The following is a 24,379-nucleotide window of genomic DNA, read 5'->3' on the forward strand; positions in this document are numbered from 1 at the left end:
TGTTTCGAATAGAAATCTGGGTATTATTGGTATTGGGGGACACATAGGCTGTCCCCTATTTTCGCCCCTTTGTCACCCTATGGGATGTGGTCCGCAAAAACCTGTCCCCAAAATATGGCGGCGGTCGCTGCGTTCACCGAATCTCCATATTCCCGCAGTCCCACAGGACTCACACCCATTCTGTCCCCGCGGGGACAACCATAATCCCCTTTTGCTTTTTCCGCAAAACCGGCGTAAATCTGGAATTGAGCAGAATTAGCGTCCCCGCGGGGACAAACACCACCTGTCCCCGCGGGGACACGCATCACAGGCAGCGCATGTTCACACATTCCGACCTCGCCCAACTCCAGGCCCAGTCCCTGAAAATGCAGGGCTTCATCCGCCAGCAAACCTACTCGCCCCAAAGCGAAAAGACCCTGCGCCGCTTCTCCAGCTGGGAGGTGGCGGAACTCATCTTCAAGGCCAACCAATCCACCCTGCGCGGCCGCCTCGCCGCCGACCCCTCCCTGCCCCAAGGCACAGTCGAGGAGGACGGCCGCCAACGCTGGTACTCCCTCGACGAGATCAACGAGTTGCGCCGCCGCATCAAGGTCAACCGCAAGACCCTGATGCCCTACCGCCCGGCGAACAAACGCGCCATCCGCGCCGCCATCGCCAACTTCAAAGGGGGGGCCGGTAAATCCACCACCGCCCTGCACTTCGCCCACGCCGCCGCCCTCGACGGCTACCGCGTGCTCTGTGTCGACTTCGACCCGCAGGCGACACTCAGCCACTCCATGGGCCTCTCGGACGTGGCCGAGGAATACACCGTCTGGGGCATCATGGCCCGCGACTTGGGCCATGAAACCGACCGCATGAACTCCGCCCTTCAGGGCGCGGAATCCGGCACCGCCCTGCCCCAGCGCAAACTGCCCGCGGCGATCACCGACATGGGGCTGAACGACCTGCGCGCCTCCGACTTCATCAAGCCCACGAACTGGCCCACCATCGACATCGTGCCGTCCTGCGCCAATGCGGCCTTTGTCGAATTCGCCTCCGCCCAGTACCGGCACATCAACCCCGAATGGTCGTTCTTTGCCGCTGTCTCTCGCTTTCTCGATCAACTCAGCCCAGACGCATACGACCTCATCATCTTCGACTGCCCACCGGCCATCGGCTACCAATCCATGAACGCAGTCTTTGCCGCCGACGTGCTCTACATTCCGTCCGGCCCCGGCTACTGGGAATACGATTCCACCACATCCTTCATCGGCCAGCTCTCCGAGGCGCTCGAGGATCTCAGCCGCTTCAACGGCCTTGTCCCCGCGGGGACAATGGGCCTGCCCAAGTCGTTCCTCGACCTCCGCTTCCTGCTGACCCGCTACGAGCCGGGCAACGAATTGCACCGCGCCATGCACGGCGCGTTCCAAAAAGTCTTCGGCGACCGCGTCTGCGAACACCCGATCGAGATGACCCGCGCCGTCGAACAATCGGGTCGCTTTCTCAGCAGCATCTATGAAATTGATTACCGGGACATGACCAGAGAGACCTGGCGCCGCGCCCGCGCGTCTTTCGACCGGGCGTACGACGAATTCAAAACAAATCTGGGCCAGGCCTGGGACAATCTGGAGGATGAGGCATGAGCAAGCGCCGCGTATTCGACATCGACTTTGAACCCGGCAGCGACGCGCCCGAACCTGCGGCCCCTGCCCCGGAGCCTGCGCGCCGTGGTCCCATGGCCTCTGCCATCTCGGAAAACGCCGAGGCGCTGACCGAACGCGCCGCCGCCGAGGCTGCGATTCGCGCCGAGAATGACCGCCTCGCCCATGAATACGTCTCGCTGAAACGCGACGGTGCCATCGTGGCGCGCGTGCCCCTCGGGGACGTCGCCATGACCAAGCTGACGCGCGACCGTGGCACCGGCAACGATCCCGATTTCGAAGAGCTGAAAACCTCGATCCGCGACCTGGGCCTGTCCAACCCGATCCAGGTCGAGGACACCGGCGAAGGCTATGAACTGATCCAGGGCTTCCGCCGTCTCAAGGCGCACAAGGCGCTGTTCGAGGAAACCGGCGACGACCGGTTCGCCACCATCCCCGCCGTGCTGGTGGCCAAGGGCGAGGCGCTGGAAAAACTCTATCGCCGGATGGTCGACGAAAACCTGATCCGCCGCGACATCTCCTTTGCCGAGATGGGCCAGCTCGCCGCCGCCTATGCCAGCCAGATGGGGCTGGAGGTCAGCGACGCCATCGCCACGCTCTACGCCTCTGCGGGCCGCCAGAAACGCAGCTACATCGCCCATTTCGCGACGCTGATGTCCCTCATGGGACACAAGCTGCAATACCCCGAGGCGATCCCCCGGTCGCTGGGTCTGCGCCTCTCCAAGGCTTTTGTCGAAACGCCCAAAGTGCGGCAGCAGCTTGATGCGGTTCTGAACGCGCACCAACCCGAAACACCCGAGGCAGAGCTTGCCTTGCTCAGCCAGGTGTTGATGCCGCCCGCGGACAAGGCCGCGGCCGGGCCATCCGCCTCGTCCAAGACGACGCTGAAACTCAGCCGCAAGGAAGGCGCGGTCAAGGTTACCGGGGCCAAGGGCAAGATCGAATTGCAGATGGATCGCGATTTTGGCGCGGTCGATCCCCGGCGGCTCGAGGTGGCGGTGCGGGCGATGCTGGACGAGTTGGGGCTGTGATTGTCCCCGCGGGGACACGCGCGCATTGATCTGTCCCCGCGGGGACAGATGCGTCTCTAACCCGTCATATCCTGGATAAGTTCGAGGATCAGGCCCGCCACTTCGGCGGGCTTTTCTTCGTGCGCAAGGTGGCCGAGGCCCGGCAGGTTCGTGACGGTCGCATCGGCCATATCGCGCGCGGCATCCAACGATACGGTGGGCGGCACGGTCTTGTCCCGCTCGCCCACGATAAACCGCACCGGCCCGTCATGTCCCGGCAGGGCGCGCAACAGCGGCGGCAGCTTCCATTGCGACATCATCAAAAGCGTGCCATTCACATGGTCCCGGTCGCCCACAAGGCAGCGGTACAGCTCCAGCCCTTCGGCATCCAGATTAGACCCTGTTGAGCCGATCAGAGCCTCGATCCGTGCAGGGTTGGCCGATGCGCCAGAGAACAGGCTGGCCGTGAACGGCATCGCCGCCAGCGCCTTGGCCATCACCGGAAAGACAAGGCCGGCCAGCCCCGGAAACTCACCCAAGGCGGCGTTGATCCCGATGACATTTGGCGTCTGTCCCCGCGGGGACAGATCGGCTTGCGCCATGCGCAGGGCAATCGCACACCCCGCCGAATGCCCGACGATTGTGGTGGGGCTCCAGCCCTCCTGCCCGCACAGCGCCGCGATGTCCGTGGCCATCGGGTCCAGCCCGCAACGATGCCGCGCGCCCAGCTGTGTGAACCCCTGTCCCGGCAGGTCCAGCGCCACCACGTGATGCGAGGCCGCCAGCAGCGGGATAATGTGCCGGAACGAATGCGTCGACCCGCCCGCGCCGTGCAGCAACAGGATCGTGTCACCCATCCCCGTTTCCTGGATATGCCACCGATGCACCGGCCCCTGTCCCCGCCGGGACAGCGTGGCGTTTGGCCAGGTGTCGATGTGATCCCACTGCATCGCTCAGTCGTCCAGGGCGGCGGTGACGGCCCCGGTAAGCTTGTGCGCATCGGCGCGGGGCAGGGCGATGTAGGGTGCGTCGAGCGTGATGGCGAGGGCTTGCAGCGTGGGCTGTGGCCGGTTGGACATGTCGATCACCAGCGCGGCGACTCCCTGTCCCCGTAGGGCCGCCGCCATCTGCGTCGCATCTGCGCCTGCTTGTGCGCGGTTGGCCGTCCCGTCGAGCGCGATGTTTGCGCGCCCGTCTGTGATCAGGACAACCGTGGGGGTCAGTCCTTTGGATCGATTTTGCATCGCGGTCAGCATCGCGGTCTGGAGCCCTGTCGCGAGTGGCGTTCCCCCGCCGCCGGGCAGGGCGGAGAGGCGACGTTTGGTCTGGACCAGAGACCGCGTCGGTGGCAGCAGCGTTTCCGCCTCGGTGCCTCGGAAGGAGATCAGCGTGACGTGGTCGCGGCTGGCATAGGCTTCGGCCAGCAGGAGTTCAATGGCACCTTTGGCCTCGCCCAGCCGGGATACTGCGGCAGAGCCCGAGGCGTCCACGCAGAACACGAGCAGACGGTCGGAGTGTTCGGCGTAGCGCTTGAGGCGGATGTCTGCGGGGGTGATCAGCAAACCAGTGCGGTCTGGTTGCTGTTGACGCCGGAGCGGTTGCCAAGGGGCTGCGGCGCGCAGGGTGGCGATCAGGTCGATGCGGGAGGTGCCGTCGAGCCGCCCGGGCCGCGAGGGGAGCGGGCGACCGCGGCGGTTGGAGGTGCGCTTTTGCCCCGCGCCGGAGCCTTGGGATGTCCGGGTTGTCCCCGCGGGGACAAGGCCGTCCAGCAGGTTTTTGGGGAGCAGGGATTTGACCGCGTCAATGAGCATATCGCCATCGGGGAGCGCGTCGTTTTCATCGCTGTCCCCGCGGGGACAGTCGTCCTGTTCCGCTGGTGGCGGGGGTGGCGGATCGCCTGTCGTGTCGTCCTCGGGGACCACTGTCGCGCGGTGGGGGTAGACGAGGGACGCGGCGACTTTGAGGTCGGTGTCGGTGAGGTGCGTGCGGTCCATTAACACTGCATGGGCGCGGGCGGTGCGCAGGGCCAATGTAGGGGCGCGCAGAGATGTGATGCCGAAACGTGCGGCGAGAAGGGTCAGTTGCACAACGGCGTCGGCGGTTGAAATCTCTGTCCCCGCGGGGACAGAGGGGGGTGTCCCCGCGGGGACAGGGGGTCTGCGGCCCTCGGGAGCGAGGTGGAATGCGCAGCGGTCGGCGAGGGCGTCGGGGGTGCGTTCGTCGGCCTCGATGCCCTCGTCGATCAGCAAAAAACCCTTTGTTAGAGCCTGATCCGCGAGTTGGGAGAGCTTGGCCGCGAGGGCAGGGGGGCAGCGTTCGGCCATGGGAACCTGGGCGATACAGGGCATGTGAAAAAATGATTTATTTTCAATGACTTGCGAGGATGCGAGCGTCGCGCTCAGGTCGATGCCGCCGAAAAGCTGTTCGTCGGAGATGGTGATGGGCAGTTTGCGGACGGGCAGGGCGGGGCGGAAGCTGGCGAGCAGGGCGTCGCGGTCGGGGCTGGCGCGCATGCGGATGACCGCGCCGCCGAGCCCTGCGGGGTCCACGGCCAGCAGGCGCAGGGCCAGGGCGGCGTTATGCCAGCTTTCGGCGGTCATCGTGTTGCGGCGTTTGTTTGGGTGTTTGGTGGGCAAATTGCCCACCCTACGGCGAGGTGAGCCGCCGCGCCCGTCATGCGAGGACGGCGTCGACGGTGCGGGCGACGCGGGTGCTGCTGCCGGCCTCGTCGAGGGGGTCGCGGCGCAGACGGTGGGACAGGGCGACAGGTGCGATGCGGCGGAGATGGTCGCGGGTCAGCACCTTTTTACGGTCATAGGCGGCGAGCGCGCGCGCCGTGCGCAGGAGGGTCAGCTCGCCCCGCAGGCCATCGGAGCCAAGGGCGATGCACAGCTCGGCACAGTCGTGCAGGATCGCGTCGGGGGTTTCGATCTGGGGCAGGAGCTTGCGCGCGGCGAGGATCTTGCGCCGGATCTTGGCGTCTTCTTTTGTGTAGACATCCATGAAGGCGTCGAAATCCGTATCGAAGGCGTCGCGGCGTTTGATGACTTCGATCCGTTGGGCGACGTCCTGCGGGCTGCGCACCTCGACCGACAGGCCGAAACGGTCGAGGAGTTGGGGGCGCAGTTCGCCTTCCTCCGGGTTACCGCTGCCCACCAGTACGAAGCGGGCGGGGTGGCGGATGCTGAGCCCTTCGCGTTCGACGACGTTTTCACCGGATTGGGCGACGTCGAGCAGGAGATCGACGATGTGATCCTCGAGCAGATTGACCTCATCAATATAGAGGTAGCCGCGATTGGCGCGGGCGAGCAGGCCGGGTTCGAACGCCTTTTCCCCGCGGGTCAGGGCGCGTTCGATGTCGAGCGCACCGACCACGCGGTCCTCGGTCGCGCCAAGGGGCAGGTCGATGACGGGGGTGGGGACCTTGTGGGTCTTTTTCGTCTCTACATTGGCCCAATCGGGACAGTCGTCGTGACTGGCCGCGTTGATCGGACAGCCCTGAACGGCGGTGATCGGGGGCAGGAGGGCGGCCAGCGCACGCACGGCGGTCGATTTGCCGGTGCCGCGATCGCCAAAGACCAGAACGCCGCCGATGCCCGGATCGATCGCCGTGAGGATCATGGCGCGTTTCATGTCGTCCTGGCCCACGATGGCCGAAAAGGGGAAGGGTGTTTTCGTCATTTCAACTTGTCCAGTGGGCTGGTGCCGTTCCAGGTGCCGCTGTCGCCGAGGATGGCGAAGCGGGCATAGAGTTCTTCGCGGAACCACGCGCCGTCGCGCACGGCCTGAATGGCGGCGGCGTGGGGGCCGTTGGTGCGGGCGAATTGGGCCATTTCCTGCGCGCCCGGCCAGATCGAGAATGTGACTTGGTGCAGCATGGGCACCTCGCCGATGCCGATCTTGAACACGACATTGGGGTCAGAGCCGATCATGGCGGAGATGTCGGGCACGCGGCCCCAGAATTTTGTCAGGATGCGGGGTTTGATTGTGGCGCGGGTGAGGGCAGCGAGGGGGCCGGATTGCGGCTCTGATACCGGGGAAAAGGGGGTCTGACCGCTCCAGGCGCCACGGGACGATGTGGGGGCCAGAAAGACCGTCCAGTGTTCGGCGGCGCGGGCGCGGTAGCGTTGGAAGATGCGGGTGGTTTCCAGCCGGTGGCGCGCGGTGTCGGCGTCGGGCCATGTGCAGAGGATGGCGTAGACGGCGGGGTTCATGGTGGGTGTGAACCCCTCGCCCGTGCCGGAGCCGCAAAGTTTCCAGAAGCCCAGATCGGGGACGCGCGCCATGGCCAGGCGTGCGCCGCCCATCATCGTCAGCGCCCAAGCCCTGTCGCGCCACCGCGCAAAGCGGAAGAAGGTTATGGTGGTGGTCTGGTTCATCATTTCGCACTGGCAGTGTGCCGCCGGGCACGGAATAAGCCTGTCGCGTGGAAAAGAAATTGTCAACTAAACTAGACACATCTATTGTTCTTGGCAGATGACACGCCTTGATCCTCTCGAATCAAAGACCCGTGTGGGCAACCGCGCCATTGTGATTGGCGCGGGCCTTGGTGGTTTGGCCTCGGCCATGCGGCTGGGGGCCAAGGGGTATACCGTCACCGTGATTGACAAGCTGGATGTGCCGGGGGGCCGTGGGTCTGCGATTTGGCAGGACGGGCATCGGTTTGATCTGGGGCCGACGATTGTGACGGTGCCGCAGTTGTACCGAGAGCTGTGGGCGGCCTGCGGGCGGCGGTTTGAAGATGATGTGGAGCTGCGGTCGCTTGACCCGTTCTATGAGATCCGGTGGCCGGACGGGACCAGGTTTGTGGCCCAGCACGATACGGAGGCGATGCGCGCCGAGGTGGCCAAGATCGAGCCGCGCGACGTGGCGGGGTTTGACAAGTTCCTACAGGATTCGGCCAAGCGGTATTGGTTCGGCTTTGAAGATCTGGGCCGCCGGTCGATGCACAAGCTGTGGGATCTGGTGCTGGTCTTGCCGACATTCGGGATGCTGCGGGCGGACCGGTCGGTTTATGCCCATGCGGCGCGTCGGTTCCGGAATGAAAAGCTGCGCATGGCGTTTTCCTTTCATCCGCTTTTTATCGGGGGCGATCCGACCCATGTGACCAGCATGTATATCCTCGTGAGCTACCTCGAGAAGGAGTTCGGGGTGCATTACGCCATGGGCGGTCTTGCGGGCATGGCGCGCAAGATGGCCGATGTGATCGAGGATCAGGGCGGTACGCTGCTGATGGACACGGAGGTGGACGAGATCGTCGTTGAAGGCGGGCGTGCGCGGGGTGTGCGGCTGGCCTCGGGCCTCGAGCTGGGGGCGGATGTGGTCGTGTCCAATGCGGATGCGGGGCATACGTATAACCACCTGATGCGCGATGCGCCCAAGCGGCGGTGGACGCCTTCGCGGCTGAAGCGGACGCGGTATTCGATGAGCCTGTTCGTGTGGTATTTCGGGACCAAGGGGACGCGGGGCGAGTGGGCGGATGTGGGGCATCACACCATCCTGAACGGGCCGCGCTATACCGGGCTGTTGCGCGATATTTTCATGAAGGGGACGCTGTCGGATGACATGAGCCTTTATGTGCATCGCCCGTCTGTAACTGACCCGAGTGTGGCGCCCGAGGGCGATGATACGTTCTATGTCCTCAGCCCGGTGCCGCATCTGGGCCATGGCGGCGTGGATTGGGAGACGGAGGCGGAGGTCTACAAGGCCAGGATGCTCAAGGTGCTGGAGGATCAGCTTTTGCCCGGATTGGGGTCGAAGGTCAGCACCGAGCAGGTGTTCACGCCAGAGACGTTCCGCGACCGGTACCTGTCGCCCTATGGGGCCGGGTTCTCGATCGAGCCGCGGATTTTGCAGTCGGCGTGGTTCCGGCCGCACAATGTGAGCGAAGAGGCGGAAGGGCTGTACCTGACCGGGGCGGGGACGCATCCGGGGGCAGGTGTGCCCGGCGTGATTTCCACGGCCGAGGTTCTGGGACAGCTGGTTCCGGATGCGGTCACATGAGGGTGGTGGGCATATTGCCCACCCTACGGGGACGCCATGATTGACCCACGTGATCTTGAGGCCTGCACCGAGGCAATTCGCCATGGGTCGCTGTCGTTTCACGCGGCCTCGAAACTGTTGCCCAAACGGGTGCGGGATCCGGCGCTGGCGCTTTATGCGTTTTGCCGTCTGGCCGATGACGAGGTCGATCTGAAGGCGGAGAAGGTCGAGGCGGTGCTGCGGCTGCGGGACCGGCTGGATCTGGTCTATGCGGGGACGCCCAAGGATGCCGCGCCGGACCGGGCCTTTGCCGCGGTGGTGGAGCAGTTCGACATGCCGCGCGCGCTGCCGGATGCGCTGTTGGAAGGGCTCGCTTGGGACGCGGAGGCGCGCACCTACGCCACGCTCTCGGGGGTCAAGGATTACTCCGCCCGTGTCGCATCCGCCGTGGGCGCGATGATGTGCGTGCTGATGCAGGTGCGTGACGCGGATGCGCTGGCGCGGGCCTGTGATCTTGGCGTGGCGATGCAACTGACCAATATTGCCCGCGATGTAGGCGAGGATGCGGGCGAGGCGCGGCTGTACCTGCCGACGGACTGGCTGGACGAGGCGGGGATCGACCGGGATGCGTTCTTTGCCGACCCGCGCCCGACCAAGGCCGTGCGGGCCATGGTGAAACGTCTGATCGTCGAGGCGAACCGTCTTTATTACCGGTCCGAAGCCGGGCTGGGCGCTTTGCCGCGCGGCTGCCGTCCGGGGATCTATGCGGCACGCTACATCTATGCGGGCATCGGCGGGCAGCTGACGGCCATGGGCTATGACAGCATCTCGGCCCGCGCGCGCACCTCCAAACCGCAAAAACTGGGCTGGCTCGCCCAATCGGTGATGATGTCGGGGCTGAGCATGGTCACGCCGCGGTCGCCCGTCCTTTATGCCGGCGCCTTGCCGGAGGTGCAGTTTCTGGTCGATGCCGCGTCCACAGGCACACAGGCGCCGCGCAGTGACAGCCTGTTCGAGGCCCTGGCGGCGCTTGAGGCCAAACGCCAGTCGGACCGCGCCTCGCTGGTCGCACAGCGCGCGCGGGCTATGTGACGCTCATGTTCTGGCTGTTGTTCTGCATCTTTTTCGCCGCCTGCCTCGGGGCAGGGATCACCGGGGGGCTGTTCCCGCCGGGGCCATGGTACCGGGCGCTGAACAAGCCGTCCTGGACACCGCCGGACTGGGTGTTTCCGGTCACGTGGATGATCCTCTATGTCTGCATGGCCACCGCGGGCGCGCGCGCCGCGATGGCAGAGGGCAATGGCATCGCCATGGCGTTCTGGGCGATGCAGATCGCGTTCAACGGGCTGTGGACGCCGGTGTTTTTCGGATTGCGCAACATCCGCCTTGGGCTGGGGATCATCGTGATCCTGTGGCTGACGGTGCTATGCGGCCTGCTGGCGATGTGGCAGATCGACTGGATCGCGGGCGCGCTTTTCGTACCATACCTCGTGTGGGTGACCATCGCCGCCGCCCTGAATGCGGCCGTCTGGCGGCTGAACCCCGATGAGGCCGCCAAGGGCAGCGCCTGACCGCAGGGCCATCGCGCCACGCTCCGTTGTCATCTTGCCAGGAAAACTCTCCCCGAAGGGTCGTTTTGCCATTGCAGGCGAACGGCCGAATTGCGTCCCGGCCCTTCGGGGAGAGTTTATGGGGCAAGATGACGTGTCAGGAGAAGGTCCAGGTCCGCCGCCGTGGCACGCGCACGGCGAGCATCGGTTTGATCAGGGGTGAGCGGAAGCGCGTGAGGTCGAGCGCTTCGTGCACGCCTGTCGTACGGGTGCCGTTCAGCGTGGTTTCGACGGCTGAACGGGAATAGAAGGGCGCGTCCAGCATGTTCTGGACCTGCCGCGCGCGCGTGCCTGCGTCACCACGGGTCTCGCGCCGGACTGCCCAGAGGGATCGGCGCATTGGCGATTTGGGCGGCAGGGGGATTTCGGTGGCAGCGCCCGTGTCGTCAAATGCGAACCCTGCGGCCAGTTCCGATCCGTCGAGGCGCGTGGCGTCGTAGAAACAGGTGGCCCCGTTGCCCGTGGGGTAGCGGCCCCAGGTCCAGTAGCTGAAGTCCTCCTCGAGCGCGCGGGTGCCGAAATTGGCGTCGAAGTAGCCTTCGCCCTGCCATTGCCAGCCTTTGCGGTCGATCTGGACGTCGATCCGCGATCTTGGCGCAAAGGGGCGCCAGATATGCGCGCCGTCCGGGGTCAGTGGCAGTTCGACCGAGGTGAGCGCGGACGGGGTGATCGTGATCTGGCCGGTGATGCGCGAGATCAGGGGGGGTGAGGACACCTCGTTGATGTCGATGATCAGCTGCCCGCCCTGCCAGCGCATGCGGGAGGGGCCGACCTCGAACCGGGACGCGGTTTGGCGCAGGGCGGATTGGCCCCGGTCGGTCATGGTGAACCGGCCCCCCGGCCCGTAAGTGGCGACGTTGATGCAAACGTGGTTTTGCGGGTTCTTGCGCCCGGACCATTTGTACCAGGGTGAGAAGACCGAGCCGATAAAGCCGATGACGGACACCGCGCGGGTGCCGCAATCGCTCAGGCCGTCGACATACCACCACGCATAGCCGTTCGGGCAGACGTCGATATTGAAGTTTGGTCGTTCAAGATCGCCTCGGCCGCGTGCCGGGCGGAGAGTGTCGCCATCGGGACACCGGCCCCCGGATGGGTCCCGCCCCCCGCGAGGTAGAGGTTCGGGATCTGCGTACGCGCGCGCGGCCGGTTCAGCGCCGCCGTCAGCCCGTGCGGCGTCTGGCCGTAGAGTGCGCCCAAGCTTGCCGGAAACATCTGTGCGAACACGTGTGGGGGTGTCACGGCGTCCGTCGTCGGGGTCGGGCTGAAAGTGATGCCCGCCTGTGTCATCTGTTGCGTGATCTGATGAAGCCATGGGGAGAGGTCCTCGGGCCCGGAATCGGGCGTAGTGTCGGCGGCAGTGGCCGGGGCGTTGGTGATGATCTCGAACCGTTCGAGCGGCGGTGGCGTGCCTGTCTGGCCGCGGTCGAGGGCGCAGATGTAGAAGGACGGGGTGGCGGGGATGCGGCCCGCCATGAGGTCGCGGAACTCGGCCTCGGCATCGGCGGCGAAGAACACGTTGTGGTGGGCGAGGTCCGGGCCGTGGGGCGTGGCGGCAAAGCTGAGCACGCGGGCGGAAAAGCTGCGTTTTGCGCGGGTGGTTTGTGGTGCGACGTGTGCCGTGGAGGGGCCAAGTGCCCCGGTCGCCAGCGCGCGCGGGTCGCCTGCGTGCACCAGCACGTCGCAGGGCAGGCGCGCGCCGCCCGACAGGTGGACAGCAGACGCGCGGCCTTGTTGCACTTCGATCCGGTCGACATGGGCGCCGGTGCGGGTGTCGACGCCGTGCTGGTCCAGCAATGCGGCCAGTGCTTGCGTGAGTTTGTGCATGCCGCCCTCGACCACCCAGACGCCTTGCGCCTCGGCCTGCCAGATCAGTGACAGGAGGGCGGGGGCGTGGGTTGGGCTGCCGCCGACATAGGTGGCGTAGCGGCCAAAGAGCTGGCGCAGGCGGGGGTCGTCAAAGCTGTGTCGCAGGAGGCCGCGCAGGGTGGACAGAGGCGCCATGGCGGGGATCAGCGCGGGCTGGGCCAGCACCTTGGCGACGAGCGTCGTGATCCGGGGATCGGCGGTTTGCATCATGGGCGCGTCAAAGGCGCTGAAGAGCGACCGGGTGCGCGCGCAGAACTGGGTGAACTGTGCCGCCGCCTTGGCCCCGGCAAAGGCGCGGACGGCCCCGATACTGCGTTCGTGATCGGCGTAGAGGTCAAGCTGTGACCCGTCGGGCCAGAAGTGCCGCTCCAGCGTGTCCTGTTTGATCAGCGTCACGTGATCGTCGAGGGACGCGCCAAGCTGGGCAAAGAGGTCATCGAAGACGTGCCGCATCGTCAGCACGGTTGGCCCGGCATCGATGGGCCCGGCGGGCGACGGGATCGTGCGGATCTTGCCCCCCACCGCGTCGTGCCGTTCCAGCAGCGTCACCGCATAGCCCGCCGCGCGCAGGCGCACGGCACAGGCGAGCCCCGCGATGCCCGCGCCGATGATCACCGCGCGCAGCGGTGCGGGGGCAGACACGTGAGTCATGCGAAAGAGGCCGGGCGTTCGTACATGGCGCGATTGTTGACTCGTGATCGCAATGTGTCCAGTATGATTTACACTTTGGTGTCTCGAATGTGTGACATCCTGCATCTTGGGGAGCCTTGCCATGGGCCTGAACACACGAATCGAAGCGGCCATCGCAGAGGCGGTTGCCGTCGGGCAGGGCAAGGGGCGCGCGACGCCGCCACGGTTGGCCAGCGCGCTGCAATACGCCACTGCACCCGGCGGGGCACGGATCCGGCCCACTATCCTGATGTCGGTCGCGATGGCCTGCGGGGACGACCAGCCCAGGATTGCCAATGCCGCCGCCTCGGCGCTGGAGATGATCCACTGTGCCAGCCTTGTCCATGACGACCTGCCCTGTTTTGACGATGCGGATGTGCGGCGCGGCAAGCCGAGCGTGCACAAAGCCTATTCCGAACCTCTGGCCGTGCTGGCGGGCGATAGCCTGATCGTGCTGGCCTTTGAAACGCTGGCGCGGCAGTCGGGTCTGGCGCCCGACCGGGTGGCACAACTGATCATCACGCTGGCGCAGCGCACGGGCATGCCCGGTGGCATCTGTGCCGGGCAGGGATGGGAAAGTGAAACGCAGGTGGACCTGTCGGCCTATCATCAGGCCAAGACCGGCGCGCTGTTTATCGCGGCCACGCAGATGGGGGCCATTGCCGCAGGGCAGGAGGCCGAGCCGTGGTTCGAGCTGGGCGACCGGATTGGTGAGGCGTTTCAGGTGGCCGATGATCTGCGCGACGCGTTGTACGACGCGGACACGCTGGGCAAGCCTGCGGGTCAGGACGATCTGCATGGGCGGCCCAATGCGGTGACGCTGTTGGGCGTGCAGGGGGCGATCAGTCGCCTCAAGGATATTCTGGGCGGTGCGATTGCGTCGATCCCAAGCTGCCCCGGTGAGGCGCAGCTGGCCGAGATGGTGCGCATGTATGCGGAGCGTCTGACGCCCGTGGTCGCACCGAGCCGCGTGCCCGGCGAATGAGTGTCGAGGCCCATGACCTTCCCGCGTGGCCCAAGTACCGGGTGAGCGGCTGGTTGAACCGGCTGATTGCGCGGCCGGGGTTCCAGAGCTGGGCCAGCAAGTTTCCCCTGACCCGTGGTCAAGCGCGCGCCGACGGTGCGGCGCTGTTCGATGTGGTGCAGGGGTTTGTGCAGAGCCAGGTGTTGATGGCCGTGGTCGAGTTGGACCTGTTGCGCCGGTTGCGCGCGGGGCCGCAAAGTGCCGAGGCGCTGGCGCGGGCCTGTGATGTGCCCGCGGACCGGATGCAGGTGCTGTTGCAGGCGGGTGCTGCGCTTGGGTTGTTACGGCGCAAGCGCGACCGGTTTGGTCTGGCCCGCAAGGGGGCGGCGTTGATGGGCGTGCCGGGGCTGGAGGCGATGATTCGTCACCACAAGGCGTTCTATGATGATCTGCGCGATCCGGTGGCGTTGCTGCGCGGACCGGAGGAGACGCGGTTGAGCCAGTTCTGGCCCTATGTGTTTGGCGGCGACGTGCCTGCGCCCGAGGCCGCGATCTATTCCGACCTGATGGCGCAGTCGCAGAGGCTGGTGGCCGAGGACACGCTGCGCGCGGTGTCGTTGAAAGGTGTGCGGCATTTGCTGGACGTTGGTGGTGGCACCGGCGCGTTTCTGGAGGCGGCGGGGCGTGCCGCGCCGTCCATGCAGATGACCCTGTTTGATTTGCCCGCTGTCGTGCCGGATGCGCAGGCGCGGTTTGATGCCGCCGGCATGGCGGGCCGGGTGTCCATTGTGCCGGGGTCGTTCCGCGAGGATGCCTTGCCCGGCGGGGCCGATGCGGTGTCCTTGATCCGTGTGCTTTATGATCATTCCGATGACACGGTGCGTGCGCTGCTGGCGCGGGTGCATGATGCGTTGCCCGAAGGCGGGCGGTTGATTGTGTCCGAGCCGATGGGGGGTGGCGCGCGGCCTGATCGGGCCGGTGACGTGTATTTTGCGTTCTACACTATGGCGATGCAGACGGGCCGCGCCCGGTCCGCCGCCGAGATCGAGGCGCTGTTGCGCGAGGCGGGATTCGGCCAGATCCGCAGCCCGGCGCCTGCGCGCGCCTATGTGACCCGCGTGTTGACGGCGGTGCGTCAAGGTTGATTCACGGGAATGTGTCTAATCTGATTGACACATTGGAATGTCCATCTAGAATGACACTTAACAAAATGTCGCACCCGTCTGAGTCTCTGATGCACAGGACCAAAGAGCGGCGCGCCAACAAGGAGACAGTCTTGGACACCACCGCCGTCCTTCTCAAGGGTCCTCGGGATCTGGATGTGGACACGCTGGCGCTGACCGCGCCGGGCGCGGGCGATCTAGTTGTCGAGGTGTCTCACTCCGGGATTTCGACGGGGACGGAAAAGCTGTTCTGGTCGGGCGAGATGCCGCCCTTTCCGGGGATGGGGTATCCGCTGGTGCCGGGCTACGAGGCTGCGGGCGAGGTGGTCGAGGCCGGTGTGCTGACCGGGTTCAAGCCGGGCGACCGTGTGTTCGTGCCGGGGGCGAATTGCTATGAGGGGGCCTTTGGCCTCTTTGGCGGTGCGTCGCGTTTGCTGGTGAGTGACAGCGAGCGGGTGACGCGGATTGATGCGGGCATGGGGCCTGAGGGTGCGCTGCTCGCGCTGGCCGCGACGGCGCGTCATGCGATGGCCGGGATGAACAAGGCGGTGCCGGACCTGATCGTGGGTCATGGTGTGCTGGGCCGGTTGCTGGCGCGGCTGACGATTGCCGCCGGTGCGCCTGCGCCCACCGTTTGGGAGATTGACCCCGCCCGCCGCAGCGGTGCGCAGGGTTACGAGGTGGTGGATCCCGAGAGCGATCCGCGCCGCGATTACACGTCGATCTATGACGCATCGGGGCAGGGCGCCTTGCTGAACGATCTGGTGGGGCGCATCGCCAAGGGTGGTGAGATCGTGCTGGCCGGGTTCTATTCCGCGCCTCTGTCCTTTGCCTTTCCGCCCGCCTTCATGAAGGAGGCGCGGTTCCGCGTGGCCGCCGAGTGGACGCGCGAAGACCTCGCCGCGACGCGGGCGCTGGTCGAATGCGGGGCGCTGAGCCTTGCGGGATTGATCACACATACACGGGCGGCGGCAGATGCGCGCGCGGCCTATAAGCAGGCGTTCAGCGATGGCGACTGTTTGAAGATGATTTTGGACTGGGAGCACTAGCCGTGAAAGACGAAGTACCGAACCTCAAGGATTTCGATCAGCGTCTGCGCGACGAGGCGAACGAAGATCTGGCCGATGTGCTGCCTGCCGAGGCGACGAAGGACACGCAGATCATCGCGATCTATGGCAAGGGCGGCATCGGCAAGTCGTTCACGCTCGCCAACCTCAGCCACATGATGGCCGAGCAGGGCAAGCGCGTGTTGCTGATCGGGTGCGATCCCAAATCCGACACCACGTCGCTGCTCTTTGGTGGCAAGGCGTGCCCCACGATCATCGAGACCTCGACCCGCAAGAAGCTGGCGGGCGAAGAGGTCGCCATCGGCGACGTGTGTTTCAAGCGCGGCGGCGTGTTCGCGATGGAGCTGGGCGGGCCCGAGGTTGGGCGCGGCTGTGGCGGCCGTGGGATCATCCACGGGTTCGAGTTGCTGGAGAAGCTGGGGTTCCACGATTGGGACTTTGACTACGTCCTGCTCGATTTCCTGGGCGACGTGGTCTGCGGCGGCTTTGGCCTGCCGATTGCGCGGGACATGGCGCAGAAGGTGATCCTGGTGGCGTCCAACGATTTGCAGTCGCTCTATGTGGCGAACAACGTCTGTTCTGCTGTGGAGTATTTCCGCAAGCTGGGCGGCAATGTCGGTGTCGCCGGTCTGGTCATCAACAAGGATGACGGGTCGGGTGAGGCGCAGGCCTTTGCCGAGGCGGTGGACATTCCGATCCTGGCGTCGATCCCGCAAAATGATGACCTGCGCAAGAAATCCGCCAACTACCAGATCGTCGGCACAGCCGAATCCGAGTGGGGTGCGCTCTTTGCCGAGCTGGGCATGAACGTGGCTGTGGCTCCGCCTGTGCGGCCTGCGCCGCTGAGCCAGGACGGGTTGCTGGAACTGTTTGACGGGTCGGAAACCGGCGCGGGCATCGAGCTGCAACCGGCCACGGATATGGACATGCGCGGCAAGAACGCGGCGCCCAAAGAGAGCCTGGAGGTCATTTATGACCAGGCATGACTCCCTTGACCTCGAGGTACGGATCCTGAGCACCGTGCACCGCGCGGAGCACAGTCAGGAGATCACCCAGAACGGACGCCAATCGCTGCGCCAGGCGCAGGAGCGGCTGCGCCTGGCGCAGGAGCGGCTGCGCCGGACGATGGAGGCCTGTGCCCGTGCGCGCGCGCTGGCGGAGATGAGCAAGGACGTCCTGTCGTGAGCCCCAAGGTGACATATGACGCCGCAGACGCGGTGGAGGTGACCCAAGGACACCCGCGCGAGGCAGAGATGCCAACCGCCACGGGTGTGGACGGTCTGGGCTGTCATTCCGGGTCTGAGATGGAAAAGGCCGCGCGTATGGCGGGCAATTCCGAGATGCTGGACCAGTTTGCCGCCGACTATCCGCAGGGCCCCCATGACAAGCCGCAGTCGATGTGCCCCGCCTTTGGGTCGCTGCGTGTGGGCTTGCGGATGCGCCGGGTGGCGACTGTGCTGAGCGGGTCGGCCTGTTGTGTCTATGGGCTGACATTCGTGTCCCATTTTTATGGTGCGCGGCGGTCGGTCGGCTATGTGCCGTTCAATTCCGAAACGCTGGTGACTGGCAAGCTGTTCGAGGACATTCGAGAGTCTGTTCACGATCTGGCCGACCCTGAGAAATACGACGCCATTGTCGTGACGAACCTGTGTGTTCCCACAGCCTCGGGCGTGCCGCTCCGGCTGTTGCCGGACGAGATCAATGGTGTCCGGATCGTCGGGATCGACGTGCCCGGATTTGGTATTCCCACGCATGCTGAAGCCAAGGATGTTCTGGCTGGAGCGATGTTGAACTATGCCCGCGCCGAAGTAGAGGCGGGGCCGGTGGCTGCTCCGGTGGGTGGGAAGTCTGATCGCCCGACCGTGGCTTTGTTGGGAGAGATGTTCCCGGCGGATCCCATGATGATCGGGCAGATGCTGGCGCCTTTGGGCCTTGCTGCGGGGCCTGTGGTGCCGTGTCGGGAGTGGCGTGAGCTTTATGCCGCTTTGGACAGTGCCGTCGTGGCGGCGGTGCATCCGTTCTATACGGCGGCGGTGCGCGAGTTTCAGGCGGCGGGGCGTCCCGTGGTCGGGTCCGCGCCTGTGGGCCGGGATGGCACGGCGGAATGGCTCAAGAATATCGGCGCGGCCTATGGGTGCAGCGCCGAGCAAGTGGCCGAGGCGCAGAACGCCATCCTCCCGGCGATTTCTGGTGCCTTGGCTGCGACACCGATCAAGGGGACGATCACGCTGTCGGGCTATGAAGGGTCCGAGTTGCTGGTGGCACGCCTGTTGATCGAGAGCGGGGCGGAGGTGCCTTATGTGGGCACGGCCTGTCCGCGCACGCCGTGGAACGCCGACGATCAGGCGTGGCTGGAGGCCAAGGGCGTGAAGGTGAAATTCCGCGCGTCGCTGGAAGATGATTGTGCGGCGATGGAGGCGGTGCAGCCCGATCTGGCCATTGGCACGACGCCCGTGGTGCAGAAGGCCAAGGAGCTGGGCATTCCGGGATTGTATTTCACCAACCTGATTTCTGCGCGGCCCCTGATGGGTGTGGCGGGCGCCGGGTCGCTGGCCGAGGTGATCAATGCGGCGATCGCCAACAAGGGGCGCATGGATCACATGAAAGCGTTTTTTGAAGGTGTGGGGACCGGTGACACGGCGGGCGTCTGGGAAGGCGCGCCCAACCTGCGGCCTGATTTCCGGGCGCAGAATGCCAAGAAGCTGGAGCGTCAGGCCAAGGCGGCGAAGGCCGCGGAGATGATCTGATGCTGGCGCGGGTGACATACGCGCGGACGGTGGGCAGAAACTGCCCACCCTACGTAGGGTGGGCAATGTTGCCCACCACTGGCGGTGCCTCATGCTGATCATGGATCACGATCGGGCCGGGGGCTATTGGGGCGCTGTTTATGCGTTCTGTGCCGTGAAGGGGTTGCAGTGTGTGATTGATGGCCCTGTGGGCTGCGAGAACCTGCCGGTGACGTCTGTGTTGCACTACACCGATGCGTTGCCGCCGCATGAGTTGCCGATTGTGACCACTGGTCTGGGCGAGGAAGAGCTGGGACGGGACGGCACCGAGGGCGCGATGAAGCGGGCCTGGGGTACGCTGGATCCGGCGCTGCCTGCGGTCGTTGTGACCGGGTCGATTGCCGAGATGATTGGCGGGGGTGTGACCCCCATGGGCACGAATATTCAGAGATTCCTGCCGCGCACCATTGATGAGGATCAGTGGGAAGCGGCGGATCGGGCGATGACCTGGATCTTTACCGAGTTCGGTATGACCAAGGGTCGGATGCCGCCCGAGAAGAAACGCGAGGAAGGTGCGCGTCCTCGCGTGAATATCCTCGGTCCGATGTATGGCACGTTCAACATGCCATCCGATCTGGCCGAGATCCGCAGGCTGGTCGAAGGGATCGGCTGCGAGGTCAACATGGTGATGCCTCTGGGCGCGCATGTGGCCGAAATGAGAGATCTGGTAAATGCGGATGTGAACATCTGCATGTACCGCGAGTTCGGGCGCGGGTTGTGCGAGCTTCTTGCCAAGCCGTATCTACAAGCCCCGATAGGGGTCGAGAGTACCACCAAGTTCCTGCGCGCACTGGGGACCTTGGTGGGCCTCGACCCCGAACCTTTTATCCAGCGCGAGAAGCATTCGACGCTCAAGCCTGTGTGGGATCTATGGCGGTCCGTGACGCAGGATTTCTTTGCCACCGCCAGTTTCGCGGTGGTGGCGAACGAGACCTATGCCCGTGGGCTGCGCCTGTTTCTTGAGGACGACATGGGCTTGCCTTGCGCCTTTGCCACCGCGCGGGTGGCGGGCAAGAAGACCAACAACGAGGAAGTGCGGGCCTGGATGGGCCAGAAGCGCCCGTTGGTGGTGTTCGGGTCGATCAATGAAAAGATGTATCTGGCCGAGCTGAAGGGCGGGCATGGGCCGAGCCCGGCGTTCATCCCGGCGTCTTTCCCCGGTGCCGCGATCCGGCGGGCGACGGGTACGCCGTTCATGGGCTATGCCGGCGCGACCTACCTCATTCAGGAAGTCTGCAACGGGCTTTTTGATGCGCTGTTCCACATTTTGCCTCTGGCCACCGACATGGATGCCGCCGAGGCCACACCGACGACCCTGCGCCGCGATTTCCCCTGGGATGACGACGCGCAGGCCATGCTGGACCGCATTGTCGCCCAGCACCCCATCCTGACCCGAATTTCCGCGGCAAAGACCCTACGCGATGCGGCTGAGCAAGCAGCCCTCGCAAGCGGTGCGGACCGGGTTGTGATTGAAACCGTGCGCGCTCTCGATCCGGCTCTGGCCGGATCGACAGAGGACAAGGACCCTGCATTGGCCGGGTCGTCAGACAACGTTTCCGAGGGAGGAACACCATGACTGACATGACGTCGAACCTGAGCACCGACGCGCCGAAGAAACGCAGCGGAGAAAAGACCGAGTTCATGGTCTATTTCGCGATCATCTTTGTGGCGACGCTGCCGCTGGCGTGCCTGACATGGGCGCTGGCCGCGATCAAGTCGCGGTCGTTCACCGACAAGGGCCCGATGGCCCGCGCGTGGACCCAGGCCCGGATCATCACGCCGATGATCTTTAACGCGTGATCCGCGACGACCTGCATATCTGCGCCGGCCCCTCGGGCCGCGCCACCGAATGTCCCAGCCTGTGTGCGCCTGCTGTGACCCAAGACTGGACGCCTGATCTCAGGTGGACAGAGCCCGGAGGGGGTGACCCCAATGGACCCGGCCGCGGGGTGCGCGGCTTCAGCATGCAATTCCGGAGGAATTCTTATGGCTGACAACCTGTCTTTCACAGGTCTCACAGACGAGCAGGCGCAAGAGCTGCACGCTGTCTATATGAGCGGGCTCTGGCTGTTTTCAGCCGTGGCCGTCGTCGCTCACTTGGCAGTGTTCATCTGGCGTCCGTGGTTCTGAGGAGGGATTAGCAAATGGCAAAGTTCTACAAGATCTGGCTCATCTTTGATCCCCGTCGTGTGTTTGTCGCACAAGGCGTTTTCCTGTTCCTGCTGGCGGCGATGATTCACCTCGTCCTGCTGAGCACGGACCACTTCAACTGGTTCGAGCTGGCCGCGCAAAGCGCCCAGTAAGACCCGCGCGAAGCGGATCACAAGCAAAGTTGCGGGCGGGGCGAACAGTGCGTCCTCGCCTGCCCGCAACAAACCAACCGATTTTTCTAAGACGGTCGTTGGCGCCATGGCGGTGCCGCGCCGCCAACTGCGGAGATTGAGAAGATGGCCTTGCTGTCCTTCGAGAGAAAGTATCGCGTCCGTGGCGGGACGCTGATCGGCGGTGATTTGTTCGACTTTTGGGTGGGCCCTTTCTATGTGGGGTTCTTCGGGGTCACGACCGCCTTTTTCACCCTGCTGGGCACGGTGCTGATTTTCTGGGGCGCGTCCCAGCAAGGCACGTTCAATCCCTGGCTCATCAACATCGCACCACCCGACCTGAGCTATGGTCTGGGCATGGCGCCGCTGCTTGAAGGGGGTCTGTGGCAGATCATCACCTTCTGTGCGACGGGCGCGTTCATCTCTTGGGCGCTGCGCGAGGTCGAGATTTGCCGCAAGCTGGGCATGGGATACCACGTGCCCATCGGCTTCAGTTTTGCCATTCTGGCCTATGTTACGCTGGTCATCTTCCGCCCGCTGCTGATGGGTGCGTGGGGTCATGGGTTCCCTTACGGGATCTTCAGCCACCTCGATTGGGTGAGCAACACGGGCTACGCCTATCTGCACTTCCACTACAATCCGGCGCATATGCTGGCGGTCACGTTGTTCTTTACCACGACGCTGGCGCTGGCGCTGCACGGGGCGCTGATCCTGTCGGCGGCCAATCCCGAAGAGGGCACCACGGCCCTGACGCCGGATCACGAAGATACGTTCTTCCGCGACTTCATCGGCTATTCCATCGGGCCGCTCGGCATTCACCGTCTGGGCTGGCTCTTGGCGATCAACGCGGTGTTCTTTTCCGCGGTCTGCATCATCATCTCTGGCCCGATCTGGACGTCCGGCTGGCCCGAGTGGTGGAACTGGTGGCTGAACCTGCCGATCTGGGGCACCGATCCGTTGCCTGTCTATCAATCCGGTTTTGGGGGGTGATCAGATGATCGAGTATCAAAACATTTTCACGCAGGTGCAGGTTCAGGGCAATCCTGAATGGGGCATGGATGACAGCGGCGAGATGCTGCAGGAGCGCGTGGGCAAGCCGTTTTTCTCGACCCTCGCGGGGTTTGTGGGCAACGCGCAGATCGGGCCGATCTATCTGGGTTGGACCGGGATGGTGTCGCTGGCCACGGGTCTGATCTGGTTCGTGATCGTGGGTCTGAACATGCTGGCGCAGGTCGGCTATTCGATCCCCGAGTTCATCCGGCAGCTGTTCTGGCTGGCGCTGGAGCCGCCATCGCCTGAATACGGTCTGTCGATGCCGCCCTTGGACGAGGGGGGGTGGTACATCATCGCCTCGCTGTTCCTGCTGGTGTCGGTGATGACGTGGCTGTTGCGCAGCTATCTGCTGGCGGCCGAGCACAAGATGGGCAAGCACGTGTTCTGGGCGTTCGCCTCGGCCGTGTGGCTGTTCCTTGTGCTGGGTCTGTTGCGCCCGGTTCTGATGGGATCGTGGAGCGAGGCGGTGCCTTACGGTATCTTCCCGCACCTTGACTGGACCACGGCGTTTTCGATCCGCTACGGCAACCTTTACTACAACCCGTTCCACTGTCTGAGCATCGTGTTCCTTTATGGGTCTGTCCTGCTGTTCTGTATGCATGGCGGCACCATTCTGGCGGTGACCCGCTATGGCGGCGACCGCGAGTTGGAGCAGATCTATGACCGTGGCACGGCGACGGAACGTGCGGCCCTGTTCTGGCGCTGGACCATGGGGTTCAACGCCACGATGGAGGGCATTCACCGCTGGGCCTGGTGGTTTGCGGTGCTGACCCCGATCACCGGTGGCATTGGCATCCTGCTGACCGGCACGGTCGTGGACAACTGGTTCATCTGGGCGCAGGAGCACAATTTCGCGCCGATGTATGACGGGGCTTACGGCTACGAAGATTACGGCTCGTACGAAGCCTTCATTGGGAAGGAGAACTGATATGTTTCCCAAGTGGTTTGACAAATGGAACGCGGACAATCCGACCAACATCTTTGGTCCTGCCATTGCGGTGGGTGTGGTTGGCGGGGCGATCTTTGCCGCGGCACTGATCGTGACCTGGGGCAATCCGTACCAGACGGAGAGCATGCAGACCGGTCCGCGTGGCACGGGCATGTCGGTGCCGGAATACAACGTGGCCCGCACCGCCGCCGATCCGACGATCGAGGCGTATTACACCGAAGAGCCATACATCCCCGAGGGGGGCGAAGAACTGGCCAAGGACATCTATGAGAATGTCCAGGTGCTGGGCGATCTGACGGATGACAATTTCAACCGCGTGATGCTGGCCATGACCCAGTGGGTCAGTCCCGAAGAGGGGTGCGCCTATTGTCACGGGGATGTCGACATCTCGGAATACGGGTCTGATGATCTGTACACCAAGGTGGTCAGCCGTCGCATGATCCAGATGACCCAGAACATCAACGAGAACTGGGATGGGCATGTGAACGCCGTCGCCGAGGTCGGGGTGAACTGTTACACCTGTCACCGGGGTCAGAACGTGCCCAGCGACATCTGGTTCAACGTCACCCCTGTGAACGAGGCGGCAGGGGGCTGGGCCGCGGTTCAGAACCGCGCCACCCCGATGAGCACATCGACATCGCTGCCGTCCTCCGCGCTCGAGGTCTATCTGACCGATTATGACAGCGAGGTGAACGTGCACGATCTGGAAAGCCGCGTGGCCGGTGTGCCGGGGCTGACCGAGGATGTGCACACGATCCAGAAGACCGAGATGACGTTCTCCCTGATGAACTATTTCTCGAACTCGCTGGGGGTGAACTGCGTGTTCTGTCACAACAGCCGGGCGTTCTATGACGCGGCGCAATACACGCCGCAGTGGGGCATCGCCCAGCAGGGCCGCCAGATGGTGATCGAGATGAATCAGGAATACCTGATCCCGCTCAAGGACACCTATCCCGAAAACCGCCTTGGCCCGATCTATGCCGATGCGCCCAAGGCGGCCTGCCGGACCTGCCACAAGGGCTATCAGCGGCCCTTGCAAGGTATGAACATGACCGCCGATTGGCCCGAACTGACCTCGAGCGACGCGCCGGTCTACGAGTAACCGTAGCGGCGGGGGCGACCCCGCCCTGCACCAAGATGGTGCCGGGTGCCGACCGTGCCCCGCACCGCCAGGCGCGGACCATTGGCTTCCTTGGTCCGGGCACGGGATCCATCGGGTCCCGGTTCCCTTCCTGTTGGCTACAGGAACCCTGGCGTCGTGCGTGATTCCCTCAGGCACGGCGCCTTTTTGCCCCA

General features: G+C 64.6%; 24 protein-coding genes. 18 read left to right on the top strand and 6 right to left on the bottom strand.

The features are described 5' to 3' along the window. The first annotated feature begins 317 nt into the window (after positions 1–317). Positions 318–1,622, top strand: coding sequence for an AAA family ATPase (locus Q0949_RS15390; protein WP_299292951.1), 1,305 nt, complete (start codon positions 318–320; stop codon positions 1,620–1,622). Further along, complete coding sequence (locus Q0949_RS15395; RefSeq protein ID WP_299374148.1) at positions 1,619–2,671, top strand: ParB N-terminal domain-containing protein; 1,053 nt, start codon at positions 1,619–1,621, stop codon at positions 2,669–2,671. The genes Q0949_RS15390 and Q0949_RS15395 overlap by 4 nt, the downstream gene beginning before the upstream one ends. Before the next feature lie 56 nt (positions 2,672–2,727). On the opposite strand, the gene bchO is transcribed toward Q0949_RS15395, so the two are convergent. From bchO to crtA, 4 genes are read right to left on the bottom strand one after another with little or no spacing between them, the layout of a single operon-like run. Next, positions 2,728–3,600: an alpha/beta fold hydrolase BchO gene (gene bchO, locus Q0949_RS15400; RefSeq protein WP_299374150.1), complete on the bottom strand. Its 873-nt coding sequence runs from the start codon at positions 3,598–3,600 to the stop codon at positions 2,728–2,730. 3 nt (positions 3,601–3,603) lie between these two features. Next, on the bottom strand, positions 3,604–5,286 hold the full coding sequence (locus Q0949_RS15405) for a magnesium chelatase subunit D (protein WP_366524047.1): 1,683 nt from the start codon (positions 5,284–5,286) through the stop codon (positions 3,604–3,606). 37 nt (positions 5,287–5,323) lie between these two features. Continuing rightward, entirely contained in the window at positions 5,324–6,331 is a 1,008-nt protein-coding gene (bchI, locus tag Q0949_RS15410; RefSeq protein ID WP_299374152.1) for a magnesium chelatase ATPase subunit I, read from the bottom strand. After that, on the bottom strand, positions 6,328–7,029 hold the full coding sequence (gene crtA / locus Q0949_RS15415) for a spheroidene monooxygenase (RefSeq protein ID WP_299374154.1): 702 nt from the start codon (positions 7,027–7,029) through the stop codon (positions 6,328–6,330). Before crtA ends, bchI begins: the two co-directional genes overlap by 4 nt. Positions 7,030–7,126: 97 nt before the next feature. Between crtA and Q0949_RS15420 the strand changes: the two genes are divergently transcribed. The 3 genes from Q0949_RS15420 to Q0949_RS15430 are packed head-to-tail and all read left to right on the top strand — an operon-like array spanning position 7,127 to position 10,203. After that, on the top strand, positions 7,127–8,653 hold the full coding sequence (locus Q0949_RS15420) for a phytoene desaturase (RefSeq protein ID WP_299374157.1): 1,527 nt from the start codon (positions 7,127–7,129) through the stop codon (positions 8,651–8,653). Between the two features lie 36 nt (positions 8,654–8,689). Beyond that, complete coding sequence (gene crtB, locus Q0949_RS15425; RefSeq protein ID WP_299374160.1) at positions 8,690–9,724, top strand: 15-cis-phytoene synthase; 1,035 nt, start codon at positions 8,690–8,692, stop codon at positions 9,722–9,724. Between the two features lie 5 nt (positions 9,725–9,729). Further along, positions 9,730–10,203 (top strand): TspO/MBR family protein, encoded by a 474-nt coding sequence (locus Q0949_RS15430; protein WP_299374163.1) that lies wholly within the window; start codon positions 9,730–9,732, stop codon positions 10,201–10,203. A gap of 136 nt (positions 10,204–10,339) precedes the next feature. Here Q0949_RS15430 and crtC read toward each other — a convergent pair whose 3' ends face one another. Beyond that, on the bottom strand, positions 10,340–11,212 hold the full coding sequence (gene crtC / locus Q0949_RS15435; RefSeq protein WP_299374320.1) for a carotenoid 1,2-hydratase: 873 nt from the start codon (positions 11,210–11,212) through the stop codon (positions 10,340–10,342). After that, on the bottom strand, positions 11,209–12,762 hold the full coding sequence (gene crtD / locus Q0949_RS15440; protein ID WP_299374166.1) for a 1-hydroxycarotenoid 3,4-desaturase CrtD: 1,554 nt from the start codon (positions 12,760–12,762) through the stop codon (positions 11,209–11,211). The genes crtC and crtD overlap by 4 nt, the downstream gene beginning before the upstream one ends. Positions 12,763–12,883: 121 nt before the next feature. Between crtD and Q0949_RS15445 the strand changes: the two genes are divergently transcribed. The 13 genes from Q0949_RS15445 (at position 12,884) to pufC (ending at position 24,185) form a co-directional block, all read left to right on the top strand. Next, positions 12,884–13,765 carry a polyprenyl synthetase family protein gene (locus Q0949_RS15445; RefSeq protein ID WP_299374169.1) on the top strand — a complete coding sequence of 294 codons (882 nt, stop codon included), beginning with the start codon at positions 12,884–12,886 and terminating at the stop codon, positions 13,763–13,765. Continuing rightward, positions 13,762–14,889, top strand: a complete 1,128-nt coding sequence (locus tag Q0949_RS15450; protein ID WP_299374172.1) for a methyltransferase — start codon at positions 13,762–13,764, stop codon at positions 14,887–14,889. The genes Q0949_RS15445 and Q0949_RS15450 overlap by 4 nt, the downstream gene beginning before the upstream one ends. A gap of 131 nt (positions 14,890–15,020) precedes the next feature. Beyond that, positions 15,021–15,956, top strand: a complete 936-nt coding sequence (gene bchC, locus Q0949_RS15455; protein WP_299374174.1) for a chlorophyll synthesis pathway protein BchC — start codon at positions 15,021–15,023, stop codon at positions 15,954–15,956. A gap of 2 nt (positions 15,957–15,958) precedes the next feature. Further along, entirely contained in the window at positions 15,959–16,960 is a 1,002-nt protein-coding gene (locus Q0949_RS15460; RefSeq protein ID WP_299374177.1) for a chlorophyllide a reductase iron protein subunit X, read from the top strand. Continuing rightward, a complete protein-coding gene (locus Q0949_RS15465) occupies positions 16,947–17,159 on the top strand; it encodes a hypothetical protein (RefSeq protein ID WP_299374179.1) in 213 nt (70 codons plus the stop codon). Before Q0949_RS15460 ends, Q0949_RS15465 begins: the two co-directional genes overlap by 14 nt. After that, positions 17,156–18,721: a chlorophyllide a reductase subunit Y gene (gene bchY, locus Q0949_RS15470; RefSeq protein ID WP_299374181.1), complete on the top strand. Its 1,566-nt coding sequence runs from the start codon at positions 17,156–17,158 to the stop codon at positions 18,719–18,721. Before Q0949_RS15465 ends, bchY begins: the two co-directional genes overlap by 4 nt. A 91-nt stretch (positions 18,722–18,812) precedes the next feature. Further along, a complete protein-coding gene (gene bchZ, locus Q0949_RS15475; protein ID WP_299374183.1) occupies positions 18,813–20,336 on the top strand; it encodes a chlorophyllide a reductase subunit Z in 1,524 nt (507 codons plus the stop codon). Further along, positions 20,333–20,560, top strand: a complete 228-nt coding sequence (gene pufQ / locus Q0949_RS15480) for a cytochrome PufQ (RefSeq protein ID WP_299374186.1) — start codon at positions 20,333–20,335, stop codon at positions 20,558–20,560. Before bchZ ends, pufQ begins: the two co-directional genes overlap by 4 nt. A gap of 186 nt (positions 20,561–20,746) precedes the next feature. Then, positions 20,747–20,890, top strand: a complete 144-nt coding sequence (gene pufB, locus Q0949_RS15485; RefSeq protein ID WP_299146378.1) for a light-harvesting antenna LH1, beta subunit — start codon at positions 20,747–20,749, stop codon at positions 20,888–20,890. Between the two features lie 14 nt (positions 20,891–20,904). Further along, positions 20,905–21,063 carry a light-harvesting antenna LH1, alpha subunit gene (gene pufA, locus Q0949_RS15490; protein ID WP_159975336.1) on the top strand — a complete coding sequence of 53 codons (159 nt, stop codon included), beginning with the start codon at positions 20,905–20,907 and terminating at the stop codon, positions 21,061–21,063. Positions 21,064–21,207: 144 nt separating this feature from the next. Next, positions 21,208–22,071 carry a photosynthetic reaction center subunit L gene (gene pufL / locus Q0949_RS15495; RefSeq protein ID WP_299374189.1) on the top strand — a complete coding sequence of 288 codons (864 nt, stop codon included), beginning with the start codon at positions 21,208–21,210 and terminating at the stop codon, positions 22,069–22,071. A 4-nt stretch (positions 22,072–22,075) separates the two neighbouring features. Next, positions 22,076–23,062, top strand: coding sequence for a photosynthetic reaction center subunit M (gene pufM / locus Q0949_RS15500; RefSeq protein WP_299292977.1), 987 nt, complete (start codon positions 22,076–22,078; stop codon positions 23,060–23,062). A 1-nt stretch (position 23,063) separates the two neighbouring features. Further along, positions 23,064–24,185 (top strand): photosynthetic reaction center cytochrome PufC, encoded by a 1,122-nt coding sequence (gene pufC, locus Q0949_RS15505; RefSeq protein ID WP_299374192.1) that lies wholly within the window; start codon positions 23,064–23,066, stop codon positions 24,183–24,185. Positions 24,186–24,379: the final 194 nt, after the last annotated feature.

Source organism: uncultured Tateyamaria sp., assembly GCF_947487805.1.
In the GTDB taxonomy this organism is placed as follows: domain Bacteria; phylum Pseudomonadota; class Alphaproteobacteria; order Rhodobacterales; family Rhodobacteraceae; genus Tateyamaria.